Origin of the sequence: Paraburkholderia sp. CNPSo 3274 (assembly GCF_024206475.1) — a bacterium.
Lineage (GTDB): Bacteria > Pseudomonadota > Gammaproteobacteria > Burkholderiales > Burkholderiaceae > Paraburkholderia.
Window position 1 is genome coordinate 32312 of record NZ_JAMBPR010000011.1, and the last position, 12579, is coordinate 44890.

Annotated in this window: 9 protein-coding genes; 3 read left to right on the forward strand and 6 right to left on the reverse strand. The window is 65.1% G+C overall.

Annotated features, from left to right (window positions below):
• Positions 1-153 precede the first annotated feature (153 nt).
• From M3I54_RS09540 to M3I54_RS09550, 3 genes are all read right to left on the reverse strand, one after another.
• A complete protein-coding gene (locus M3I54_RS09540) occupies positions 154-1389 on the reverse strand; it encodes an MFS transporter (RefSeq protein WP_254335092.1) in 1236 nt (411 codons plus the stop codon).
• 400 nt (positions 1390-1789) lie between these two features.
• A complete protein-coding gene (locus tag M3I54_RS09545; protein WP_254335094.1) occupies positions 1790-2902 on the reverse strand; it encodes a porin in 1113 nt (370 codons plus the stop codon).
• A 120-nt stretch (positions 2903-3022) separates the two neighbouring features.
• Positions 3023-4300: an MFS transporter gene (locus tag M3I54_RS09550; RefSeq protein WP_254335095.1), complete on the reverse strand. Its 1278-nt coding sequence runs from the start codon at positions 4298-4300 to the stop codon at positions 3023-3025.
• A 283-nt stretch (positions 4301-4583) separates the two neighbouring features.
• On the opposite strand from M3I54_RS09550, the gene M3I54_RS09555 reads away from it, so the two are divergent.
• The 3 genes from M3I54_RS09555 (at position 4584) to M3I54_RS09565 (ending at position 7530) form a co-directional block, all read left to right on the forward strand.
• Positions 4584-5354, forward strand: a complete 771-nt coding sequence (locus M3I54_RS09555; RefSeq protein WP_254335096.1) for a GntR family transcriptional regulator — start codon at positions 4584-4586, stop codon at positions 5352-5354.
• A 102-nt stretch (positions 5355-5456) separates the two neighbouring features.
• A complete protein-coding gene (locus M3I54_RS09560) occupies positions 5457-6509 on the forward strand; it encodes an aromatic ring-hydroxylating dioxygenase subunit alpha (RefSeq protein WP_254335097.1) in 1053 nt (350 codons plus the stop codon).
• A gap of 64 nt (positions 6510-6573) precedes the next feature.
• Positions 6574-7530 (forward strand): PDR/VanB family oxidoreductase, encoded by a 957-nt coding sequence (locus M3I54_RS09565; RefSeq protein WP_254335098.1) that lies wholly within the window; start codon positions 6574-6576, stop codon positions 7528-7530.
• A gap of 22 nt (positions 7531-7552) precedes the next feature.
• Here the strand turns inward: M3I54_RS09565 and mhpT are convergent, their stop codons facing one another.
• The 3 genes from mhpT to M3I54_RS09580 form a co-directional block, all read right to left on the reverse strand.
• Positions 7553-8779, reverse strand: a complete 1227-nt coding sequence (gene mhpT, locus M3I54_RS09570; protein ID WP_254335291.1) for a 3-(3-hydroxy-phenyl)propionate transporter MhpT — start codon at positions 8777-8779, stop codon at positions 7553-7555.
• Between the two features lie 90 nt (positions 8780-8869).
• Entirely contained in the window at positions 8870-10657 is a 1788-nt protein-coding gene (locus M3I54_RS09575; RefSeq protein WP_254335099.1) for an acyl-CoA dehydrogenase family protein, read from the reverse strand.
• A 12-nt stretch (positions 10658-10669) separates the two neighbouring features.
• Positions 10670-12574, reverse strand: coding sequence for a feruloyl-CoA synthase (locus M3I54_RS09580; RefSeq protein WP_254335101.1), 1905 nt, complete (start codon positions 12572-12574; stop codon positions 10670-10672).
• Positions 12575-12579 lie beyond the last annotated feature (5 nt).

A 12579-nucleotide genomic window follows, 5' to 3' on the forward strand; every position in this document is an offset into this window, starting at 1 on the left:
CGTCCATGCCCGTTCGCAAACGTTGGCGCGGTGCGATGCGCTAGCGTGGTGCAATGGCATCAAGTCCTTTGCGCAGACCCAGAACGGGCGTGCGCGTTTTGCGCATCAGGGTGCGGCGAGCTCGATGGCTCGCCGCCTTCCATCGCTCTCGTTTCAATCGAGCGACGGGCTGCATTCGCATTCGAGCGCCGCGACCCGCGCCGGCCGCTCCATTGCCGCAAGCCGCTGCAACGTCACCAGGCCGAACACTGCGAGCGCGCAGCCGAGCACCAGATCGGCACGTACGCCTGCACGGTCCACGATCGCGCCGCCCACCGACGAGCCAAGCGCGATCGCCACCTGGATCACGCTCACGAACATTGCCGAGCCCGCTTCGGCGAGATCGGCCGTACTGCGCTGAATCCACACGGAGAAGCACAGGGGAATCGCGCCAAACGCCACGCCCCACATCAGCATCGCCGCGATCTCGCCGATTCGCACGTGGTCGAGCAGAATCATCGCCGAGAGCGCGCACAACAACAGCGCCGTCATGGTCGCCACGGCGGACTTCAGGCGCGTGGCGACGACCGCCGAAGTCAGCGCGTTCGAGAAAAAGCCGATCACGCCGAATGCGAGCAGCAACAGCGTGATCGCGCTCATCGAGAAGTCCTGCTGAAGCAGCGGGGCAATGAACGTGTACGTCGAGAAATGCGCGCCGAACACGAGCGCCACCATCAGCATGCTCAGGCGCACATCCGGGCGGCGCAGCAGTGTGGCGAAATCGGCAAGTCGCAATGCGGCAGCGGAAGGAAGCGTTGGCACCAGCAACGCCTGCGCAACGAGCGCGAGCGCGACGAGGCCGCCCGTCACGAAAAACGACATGCGCCACGACGCGAATCCGGCGATAAAGGTGCCGAGCGGCACGCCGATCACCGTCGCGAAGGTCACGCCGGTCAGGATGATGGCCGTTGCGCGCGCGGCGTCGCTCGTATGCACGAGGCGGCCCGCCGCTGCGGTCGCGAGGGTCCAGAAGCCGCCGAGCGCCGCGCCGAGCATCGCGCGGCCAACCAGCATGAGCGCAAAATTCGTCGAAAGCGCGGAGACGATATTCGATGCGAGCAGCACGGCCGTGAGCAGGAGAAATACCTGCCGCCGGTCCATGCGGCCGGCAAACATCATCAGGCCCGGGGCGAAGATCGCCGCCATGACGCCCGGCGTGGTCACCATGAGGCCAGCGGTGCCCGGCGTCACGCCGAGGTCGCGGGCGATCTCGGTGAGCAAACCGACCGGCAGGAACTCGGACGTCACGAACGCGAATGCGCTGATCGCCACGGCAAAGACAGACAGCCACTGGCGCAGTGTCGTCTCTTCGAGCGGCGCGGGCGCGAGATTGGGAGAACGGTCGTTCATGTTTCGATGACTGTATTGTGTGCGGCGAATAATAAAAGCGATTGTTCGGCAATTTCGCACCAAAAAATGGGGAAAATCGCCGCTTAAATGGCCAATCGGGAATTAGGTTTAAATTAACATCAAAAAAAGAATCGCGTGCGGCCCTGCGATTAGCGGGGTCGACAAAAGGGTTATGAATGGAATGTGACGTGACCTGCCGCGCGCCGGCCGGCGGGGCAGAGATTATGTCATTTCAGCGCCGGAAAAATAACCGTTATTTTTCCGGGGACAAATTAGGCATCGAATAGATGCTCGTGCTTGTCGCTGAATAGCAGGCCGAGGGCGCCGGGAAGACGCCCCGTGAGGAATTGCCGGAAAACCGGTCTGTCAATTCGAGCGCGGCGCTTGCAAGCGCCTGGGTTCAGAACCGCGTTTGCACGCCCACGCGGGCGATGAACTGGTTAGGACCACTCGACGTACCGTCGGGGTCGAGCACACCGCTGATCAGCGCCTGAGCCCCGGCGTTCGTGCGCTGATACACGGTCTCCGCATAAACGACCGTACGCTTGGACAGGAAGTGATCGACGACGGCCGTGATCTGGTGCGCGTGATTGTTGTCGAGATACGCGTTGCCCTTCATGTACATGTAGTCGGCGGCAATCGCCCAGTCTGGCGCAAGCAGCCAGTTCGCACCGGCCTCGGCCTGGGCAATGGCGCCGCCATTGAAGGTGTTGCGCACGGTCGTCACCAGCAGCGTCGCCATGACCTTGCCGAAGTCGTAGTGCGCGCCCACGCCCCAGTTGCGAATGCCAACATCGGGTTCGCCGTCCTCGACGTATTTGACTTCCGTGTAGGCCGCCGCCATGCCGAACGCGCCGTTGGTGTAATTCGCGCCGGCGCTGACCGTATTGCCGCGTCCGAATGCGCCCGGAATGCCGCCAAAGCCGTACAAGCCGCCGAAGCTGAATCCGCCAAACTTCGGCGATTGATACTTGACCGAGTTCTCGACCGTGGCGCCCGCCATGCGGTCCCAGTCGAATTGCGGCGCGAAGGGCGGGTTGCCCGGAATCGCGATCTTCGCGAACGGCCCCGCGCGGAAGTTGTAGAGCCCCCCTACCTCCATCGCCGCGTCGTCGTGGCCGAAAAACAGCGAATCGGTCATAAAGTCGTACTGGTTGCCCATTGTCAGTCTGCCGTACTGGTCGCTGTCCAGGCCAACGTACGCGTTGCGCCCGAAGATCCCTTGTCCCGAGACGATCGAGCCGGTCCCCAGCGAAAATTGATCGACGAGATCGAACACCGCGTGCAAGCCGCCGCCCAAATCTTCGCGGCCGCGAATACCGAGCAGGTTCGGCGTGAAAATGCCGTCGTCGAACTTCAACACCGAGTGGCCGCCCTGGTTGCTGACCCACGACACGCCCGCGTCCACCATACCGTACAGAATCACGCTGTCGCCCGCCGGGCCGCCTTCCGCATGTGCCTGGGCGCAAACCATCACCGATACCGCCGTACACCACAGTGCGAGGCTCTTCATTGACGTCTCCTTTACCTTGATCTCTTTGTCGGCATCCATTTATTACGGATGCCTTAATAATTGGATTAATCTTCGAACTTCGGGAAACAGTAGCGGCGCCGGGGCGCCGTTACCGCAACATCAGTCGGATTGCAATGCGACTGGGACCGAACGGCGCGCCAGCGCGCGCGGTGCGGTTTCGATCAGGAACATCGAAACGAAAATGCCGCAGATCAGCCCGCCGAGCGCGAACTGCAGCGTGAACTGAATGCCGTCGTGCTGCGCGACATACCCGGCAATAGCCGGCGCAATGCCGCCGCCAAAAATCTCGCCGGCGCCCGAGGTGATGCCAATGGCCGAGGCGACGAGACCCGCCGGCGCCGCTTCAGTCGCGATCGGCCCGGTGAGAACGCCCAGCATGCCAAGCGCGAAGAACGAAACGACGAACAGCACCGCAAAGAGCATCCACGGGTTCGCGCCGATGCGGGCGAACACATAGAGCGAAATCGCCGCGCCCGCGAACGAGACGACCGAAGTCAGCCGCCGCCCCGCAACGTCGGAGAGACTGGCAAGACCGAACTCGCCGAGAAAGCCGCCGAAACCGATCGCCGACACGACAAAGCCCATCTGCGAGGTGTCGAGGTGCAGATAGTCCACGAGATAGTTGGGCACCATCGCGCCGATCACGAAGATGCCAGCCATCGCGCAAAGCGTGGCCAGCATGGCGAGCACGACATTGCGGCTGCCGAAGAGCGCGCTCCAGCGTGGACCGCCCGTTGCGTGCGCAACCGTTGCGTGCGCCGGCTTGATTTGCGGCGCGTCGCGCAACATCGTCGCGATCAGAACCGCCACGATGAGACCCGGCACGGCGGAAACCGCGAACACCCAGTGCCACGACGGCACGACGCGCAACAACTGCGTCGCAATGATCGGCGCGAGGCCAAGGCCCATCAGCGCGAACATGCTGAGCTGCAGCCCCTGATTGCGCCCGCGGCGCGACGGATGCGAGGCCTCGCCAACCGTTGCCACGCTCGTGGGCGTGAATGCGCCCTCTGCGACGCCCATCAGCGCGCGGATGAGCAGCAGGCTCGCGAAGCCGGTGGCGAATCCGGAGAAGCTCGAGAGCAGCGAGAACATCACCATCGCCGCGATCATGATCTTGCGCCGCCCGATGCGGTCGGACAGGCGGCCCATGAGGATCGAGAACACGCCCCACGCAATGCTGAGAATGCCGATCAACTGGCCGAGCTGCTGGTAGCTCAGGTTGAGGTCTTTCATCATGTGGGGAAAGAGCGGCGCGATCATCCAGCGATCGAGCCCGACCAGTCCGAAGCCGATGGCGAGCAGGATCAGCGTTCTGCGTTCGTTTTTCAGATCGTGTGGTTCGTGCGGATGGTGTGATTGGGCATGCCTCGTCACGTTTGTCTCCATGATTGTTGTGCGTTCGCATTGCGAACGTCGTTTCGTTTATCGAACTCCGAGCGAGATCGTAGGAAACTTCACCTATTGATGTCAATCAAAAAAGACCCTCGCTGTACACAATTTCTCTTTACTTCCCGCTTACTTTTCCACGTTAACCCTAGATTTGGCGTCCATTCGATTGAATTGACCCAATAGTTGTATACAATATGTACACGTTGCGGCGCAGACTACAGGCTGCATCTGGCCGCATCCACATTCGCTCCTCACCACTTCCTCGCTTATGAACGGCATCGACGACACCCCCGCCAGCACGCGCGCCGGCTCCGCCGCCTCGCAGACCGTCAAAGCCCAACTCGGGCTGCGAGAACTGATACTCGGCGGCGAACTCGCACCCGGCGAGCGCATTTCCGAACTGGCCGTGGTCGAGCGCCTTGGCGTCTCGCGCACGCCGGTACGCGCGGCGCTCATCCGCCTGCAGGAGGAAGGGCTGCTCGAACCGATTCCGAGCGGCGGCTATGCCGTACGCTCGTTTTCGGAAAACGAAATACGCGACTCGATCGAATTGCGCGGCACACTCGAAGGGCTGGCTGCACGCCTTGCCGCCGAGCGCGGCATCACCCATTCGATGTTCCGTGACCTGCACGACTGCATTGACGAGATCGACGAACTGCTCGTGGGCGAACTGAGCGAGGAAACCTTTTCCCGCTATGTCGAAGTGAATGGCCGCTTTCACCGGCTGCTGGCCGCCGCTTCCGATAGCGAAGTGGTTGCGCGGCAGATCGAAAAAGTCGCCACCTTGCCGTTTGCATCGGCCAGCGCATTCGTGGTCGTGCAGTCGCTCGACCCGCGTGCGCGCGAAACGCTGATCGTTGCGCAGGCCCAGCATCGCGCGGTGCTCGAAGCGATCGAAAGCCGCGAAGGCGCGCGCGCCGAAGCGCTGATGCGCGAGCACTCGCATATCGCCCATCAGAACCTCAAGCGCGTGCTCGACAACCAGCGCGCCATGACGAGGCTGATTGGCGGCAATCTCATTCGCCGCAATCCGCGCTAGTGCGCGGCATGCAGGCTTGTTAAGCGGCTTGATTTGAACGGCGGCATGCGTGCCGCCCCTCACCCTGAACGAAGGCGCAACGAGGCGCCCTGGAGGAGACACATGTTCCTGAAAAACGCATGGTATGTCGCGTGCACCCCCGATGAAATCGACGGCAAGCCGCTTGGGCGGCAAATCTGCGGCGAGCGCATGGTGTTCTGGCGCTCGGCCGAAGGCGGCGTCGCCGCGCTCGAAGACTTTTGCCCGCATCGCGGCGCGCCGCTCTCGCTCGGCAGCGTGCGCGAGGGGCATCTGGTGTGCGGCTATCACGGCCTCACCGTGGGCGCGAGCGGGAAATGCGTGAGCATGCCGTGCCAGCGCGTGGGCGGCATTCCGTCCGTGCGCAGCTATCCCGCGGTTGAGCGCTATGGCTTCATCTGGGTGTGGCCAGGCGACGCGGTGCAAGCCGACCCGGCGAAGATCCATCACCTCGAATGGGCCGACAATCCCGCGTGGGCGTATGGCGGCGGCCTGTATCACATCCAGTGCGACTACCGCCTGATGGTCGACAACCTCATGGACCTCACGCACGAGACCTATGTGCACGCCTCGAGCATCGGCCAGCCCGAGATCGAGGAAGCGCCGCCCAAGACCACGGTCAACGGCGACGTGGTCACCACCAGCCGCTTCATGCACAACATCATGCCGCCGCCGTTCTGGGCCGCGGCGCTGCGCGGCAACGGCCTCGCCGACGACGTGCCCTGCGACCGCTGGCAGATCTGCCACTTCTCGCCGCCCAGCCACGTGATGATCGAAGTCGGCGTGGCGCACGCGGGCAAGGGCGGCTACGACGCCGATGCGCGCGACAAGGCGTCGAGCATCGTCGTCGACTTCATTACGCCGGAAACCGAAACGTCGATCTGGTATTTCTGGGGCATGGCGCGCAGCTTCGCCGTGCACGATCACGCGCTCACAGAAACGATCCGCACGGGCCAGGGCAAGATCTTCTCGGAGGATCTCGACATGCTCGAATCGCAGCAGCGCAATCTGCTCACGTGGCCCGAACGCCGCATTCTTAGCCTCAACATCGATGCAGGCGGCGTGCAGTCGCGCCGTGTGCTCGACCGGCTGATCGCCGCCGAGCGCAACGCAACGGCCACCGCCGCGGCGGTCTGATTCGACCAAAGCCACGGTCGCGCGGGTACGCGCGGCCGCTCCCCTTCTATTGCCCCAACGCATCATGAAAGTCACCCTTCTGCGCAAGATTCCCGTTGCCACCGACATCTGCGTTTTCGAACTGGCGAGCGTCGACGGCGCGCCGCTCCCGGCGTTCGCGGCGGGCGCGCACATCGACGTCCATGTGGATGGATTCGTGCGCCAGTACTCACTTTGCAACCGTCCCTCCGATAACAGTGCCTACCGCATCGGCGTGTTGCGCGACGCGGCTTCGCGCGGCGGCTCCGTTGCGATGCACGCGCTCGATGCAGGCACGAGCCTGGAAATCAGCAATCCGAAGAATCATTTCCCGCTAGACGAGCACGCCACGCATACCATCCTGCTCGCGGGTGGCATCGGCATCACGCCGCTCATCGCCATGGCCGAGCAGTTGCGCGAGGAAGGCCGCGCGTTCGAACTGCACTACTGTACCCGCGACCCACAGCGCGCCGCCTTTCGCGAGCGTCTTGCCGAAGCGGGTTTTGCGGAACACAGCCACTTCTATTTCGACAGCGAAGGCACCGATTCACGCATTGACCTCGCGCGCATATTTCGCGCTCCGCACGACGGTAAGCATGCCTACGTATGCGGTCCGGCGGGCTTCATCGATGCCGTGCTCAGCGCAGCGGCCAACGCTGGGTGGCCCGCTCAGAACGTGCACCGCGAGTACTTCGGCGCGGCCCAACAACCCGCGAGCGCAAACGCCGACGCCAACTGCGCCTTCCAGATCACGCTCGCGAGCTGCCAGCGCGTGTTCGACGTCCCGGCTGGTACGACGATCGTCGAAGCGCTGCGCGCGGGCGGCGTCGAGGTGCCGGTCTCATGCGAGCAAGGCGTATGCGGCACCTGCGTCACGCGCGTGCTATCCGGCGAGCCGGACCATCGCGATCTCTACCTGACCGACGAGGAGCGCGCCGCGAACGACCAACTGCTGCCGTGCTGCTCGCGCTCCCGCACGCCCATGCTCGTGCTCGACCTCTGATACGGCGCGGCGCCGCCGCATATCAAGACTCGCGCGCTCGCCTCACCGCGAGCAGCGCGGCGAGCGCCGCCACCACCGTAACCGGCACGCTCGCGCCAATCACCGTCGTGGCGCTCGCGCCGCCCGCCAGCAACTGCCCTGCCGCGAGCGGACCGACGATCGAACCCACGCGGCCCACCGCCACTGCCGCGCCTACGCCGGTGCCGCGCATGACGGTGGCGTAGCTCGCAGCGGAAAGCGCGTAGAGCATTGACTGTGCGCCCACCACGCCCATGCCCGCGAGCAGCACCGAAACGGAGATCCAGAACATGTTGCCCGCGCCTGCCAGCATGAAGAGCGAGATCGCGATTCCGGCATAGACAGCCGCGACGACACGCCCAGGCCTCAGGCGGTCCATCAACATGCCGATGGCAAGCACGCCGATCACGCTGCCGACGTTGAAGAAAATCTGCGTGACGCCGGCCTGGCTGCGCGTGAGGCCGCGGCTCACGATCAGCGAAGGCAGCCAGTTGAGCAGGAAGTACAGCACGATGAGCGTGCAGAAAAAGCTGATCCAGATCTGCGCGGTCACCGCGGCGCGGCCCTCGCCGAACAGCACGCGCCACGTGGGCGGCGGCCCGCCCTGCGTGGACCGCGCGCGGCTTGAGGCCGCTTCATAGGCCGCCGATTCGGGCAGGCAAGCGAGGATCAGCGGCGCGACCACGAGCGGCCCGACGCCGCCCGCATAGAAGATATGCCGCCATTCGGTGTCGCCCGCACTGAGCACGCCGATCAGCGCCGCAAGCGCGCCGCCAAGCGGCATGCCGCAATACATGATGCTGACCGCCGTATTGCGCAGCCGCGGCGCCACGGCTTCGGCCGAAAGCGCGATCAGGTTCGGCATGGCGCCGCCAAGGCCGATACCGGTCAAGACGCGCGCCACCAGCAGCGTGGCGAAGCTCCACGCTTGGGCGGTAAAGATCGAGAACACGCCGAACGCCACCATCGAGAGCAGCAGCACGCGCTTGCGCCCGATGCGGTCGGCAAGGCGCCCGCCAATCATTGCGCCGGGCAAGAGCCCGAGCATGCCCGCGCTGAACGCGAGCCCCATCTGGCTCACCGATAGACCGAACTCACGCGCCATGCGCGGCGCGGCCACGCCTGTCGACTGCAGATCGACGCCCTCCAGCACCGCCACGATCAGACACAAACCCAACACCCATGCGGTGCCCGCCGCCGTGCGCGCGCTCCCCTGCGTAGTCGATGACAACACGTTGCCTCCTCGTTTTGTAATGGAATATCGCGGCCTCTCACCGCGCCGGTACTACTTAGTTACCCTAATCTCCGCGCTGAAATATTTTCAGGTGTACGGCAGCGGAGCGCGGCAACCCGCTTCGATGAGCCGCAGCCGGTAATCGAAGGCCGCGAGCGGGTAGGCGAAGAAGTGATGCGCCGTGACGCGCTTTTCCGCATAGAACGGACCGTCGGCAGGGGCGTTCAGCGCGATGCGCAGCGTTCGCGCCCAGGCGAAGGCAAGCAGCAGCCAGCCGAGGAGTGCGAGATAGTCGTCGGCCACGCGGTAGGGCAGCTCGCGATCGTCTGCGCTGCCCTGCTCGATTTCGCCTGTGATGCGCTGCACTTCCGCTACCAGCGCATCGAGCCGCACGCCCGCGCCGTGAAGTGCGTGATCGTCGGAAGCCGCGCAGCACGCGGCCTCCGCGATGACATGCGCGAGTAACGCGCGCAACGCCTTGCCGCCATCGCCGAGCACCTTGCGGACAAGCAGATCGATCGCCTGGATTTCGTTCGTGCCTTCGTAGAGCATGGCGACGCGGCTGTCGCGCACGGTCTGCTCCACGCCGTATTCGTGGATGTAGCCGTAGCCGCCGAACACCTGCAGCGCACTCGATGCCGCCGCAAAACCATTGGCGGTGAAGAACGCCTTGGCGACAGGCGTGAGCAGCGAGGCGAGTTGCCCAGCCGCCTGGCGCTCGCTCGCATCGGGATGGCGCGCAGCCACGTCGAGCCAGTAACCGATCCAGTAGCCGATAGCCCGCTCGCCCTCCACCGTCGCGCGCAAATCGAGCAGGATGCGCCGCATGGCCGGATGAAACGCAATCGGCGCTGCCTTTGCCGGCTCGCCCTCGTCATGCGCGGGCGCGCTCACGGCACGCATTTGCGCGCGTTCGTGCGCGTAGGCGTGCGCGCGCTGCCAGGCAAGCTGCGCATGGCCCACGCCCTGCATCGCCACCTGCAGGCGCGCCGCATTCATCATGACAAACATCGAAGCGAGGCCGCGGTCCGGCTCGCCCACCAGCCAGCCCAGCGCTTGCTCGAAACGCATCGAGCACGTTGGGCTAGCCTTGAGGCCCATCTTCTTCTCGACGCCTTCGCAATGCACGCCGTTGCGCACGCGCTCGCCGGTCTCGTCAAAGGTCCATTTCGGCACCACGAAGAGCGAGAGGCCTTTCGTGCCCGCCGGCGCATCGGGCAGACGCGCGAGCACGAGGTGCACGATGTTCTCGGTCAGATCGTGATCGCCGCCCGTGATGAAGATCTTGCTGCCGTCGATGCGCCAGGCGCCGTGCGCCGCGTCGGGCGTCGCTCGCGCGCGCAGCAGCGCGAGATCGCTGCCCGCCTGCGGCTCGGTCAGGCACATCGTGGTAAGCCACTCGCCGCTTGCGATCTTCGGCAGCCAGTCGCGCTTCAGTGCATCGCAGCCGTGCGCCATCAGACACGCCGTCGCGCCGTGCGTGAGGCCGGGCGACATGAGCCATGCATGGTTGGCCGCCGCGAGCATTTCCTGCAGCGCGACTTCGAGCAGTTGCGGCAAGCCCTGGCCGCCAGCGTCGGCGTCCAGCGCGAGCGTGGGCCAGCCTGCCGCGACGAAATCCGCATACGCCTCGCGAAAGCCCGTTGGCATCGCGACCTCGCCGCCCTCGAAGCGGCAACCTTCAAGGTCGCCCGCCGAGTTCAGCGGTGCGATGCGTTCCGTGACGAAACGCGCCGCTTCTTCGAGCACCTGCTGCGCGGTCGCGCTGTCGAGGTCCTCCCATGCGGGAACGCTGCGCCACCACGCGCTCGCTTCGAGCCATTCGTCGATCACGAAGCGCATGTCGCGCAGCGGCACCTGATAGTCGAGACTCATCGTGACCGTTCCTCAAACGTGCTGCAAATGACGGGCGAAGATCACGCGCGTCTCTGCGCCCCGCGCGGCGTATAACGCATTCACGAGCGCCGCGCGCTGGCTCAGCACGACGCGCTGGTTGATGGACCCTTTGTCCGTGATCTCGCCGAGATCGAGCGACGGCGGCGAGTCCATCACGTGCAGTCGCGTGATGAGGGTTGCGCTACCCGTCGCGTCGCGGTTCAGCCGCTCCATCAGGTCGGCAAAGAAGTCGCGCACGGCGGGCGTGTCCAGAACATCGCGTGCTGCCGCGCTCGCGTCGAGGCCCGCGAGCTGGCGGCATTCGTCGAGGCGCGGGAAGATCAGCACGCCGATGTCATCGCGGTCCATGCCTGCGATCACCGCGTCCTGCACATACGGCGCGCCGCCCGAGACGATGCGCGCACGCATGGGCCCCACGCTCACGAACGTGCCGGAACTGAGCTTGAAATCTTCGGCAATGCGTCCGTCGAACAGCAGGCCCAGTTCGGGCCGCGCGGTATCGACGAAGCGCACGGCGTCGCCGGTGCGGTAGTAGCCCTCTTCGTCGAACACGTCGTGACGCTCCGCTTCGTTCGCGCGCCAGTAGCCGCTCATCACGTTTGGTCCGCGAAAGCGCGCTTCGAGCTTGCCGTCCACGGGCACGAGACGCGTCTCGCAGCCCGGCGCTGGCAGGCCGATATAGCCCGCGCCCATCACCGGGCCGGTCGTGAAGAGGCACGACGGCGCGGTCTCGGTCATGCCAAGGCCCGCCATGATGCGAATGCGCTCGCCGCAATGGGCCTGCGTCACGCGTTCGAGCCGGTCCCACGCCGCCTGCGACAGCCCCGCGCCCGCGAAGAAATACATCTTCACGCGCGAGAAAAACGTCTCGCGCAAGCGCGCGTCGATTTCGAGTGCGGCGGTCAGTTCTTCCCAACCCTTCGGGACGTTGAAGTAGAGCGTGGGCGCGATTTCGCGCAGGTTGCGCAGCGTGTCTTCGAAGCGGCCAGCAACGGGTTTGCCATCGTCGATATAGAGCGTGCCGCCGTTGTAGAGCGCAATACCTACGTTGTGGCTGCCGCCGAAGGTGTGATTCCACGGCAGCCAGTCCACCAGCACCGGCGGCTCGATGCCGAACTGCGGGAACGTTTGCAGCAGCATCTGCTGGTTGCTGCACAGCATGCGATGCGTGGTGGGCACGGCCTTTGGCAGGCGCGTCGATCCGGAGGTGAAGAGGAACTTCGCGATCGTGTCGCCTGTCACGCGCGCTTGCGCGTCTTCGATGCTGCCCGCCTGCGTCTCGAGCAACGCCGAAAACGGCGTCTCGCGGCGCGCGCCGCCAGCCGGCGTCACGACCACGCGCTCGATATCGTCCGGCACCGCGGCGTCGAGCGCAGCGGCAAACGCGGGGCCGTCTGCCGCGAATACGAGGCCAGGATTGAGCAAGCCCAGCGTGTGACGCAGCTTGTTGTAATCGCTGGATACGAGCGAATACGCGGGAGAAATGGGCGCATAGGGCACGCCGGCCCATAGCGCGCCGAACGCCATCTGCAGATGTTCGAGATCGTTGCCCGAGAGCAGCGCGACCGGGCGCTCGGCCGACAAACCGCGTTCGATCAAGGCCTGCCCGATCGCGCGGGCGCGCTCGACCATCTGCGCGTAGCTGATGCCGTGCCATTGCCCATCAGCGCCGCGGCGCGCCACGAGCCAGCGGTCCGGATGCGCGCGCGCACCGCTCACGAGCCGGTCGGTCACGCGCTCGGGGAAGTCGTCGAGCGCCTCGGTCGAGCGCAAATACCAGCAGTCGCCGCGCCGTTCGATCTGCGGCGCGGCCGAGCCGATCGCGACGGCGCGGTAACCGGCGAAGTCCGGTTGCACGACGGCGCGAGCATGCGTTTGGGTCGGCTCCGAATCCAAAGCCT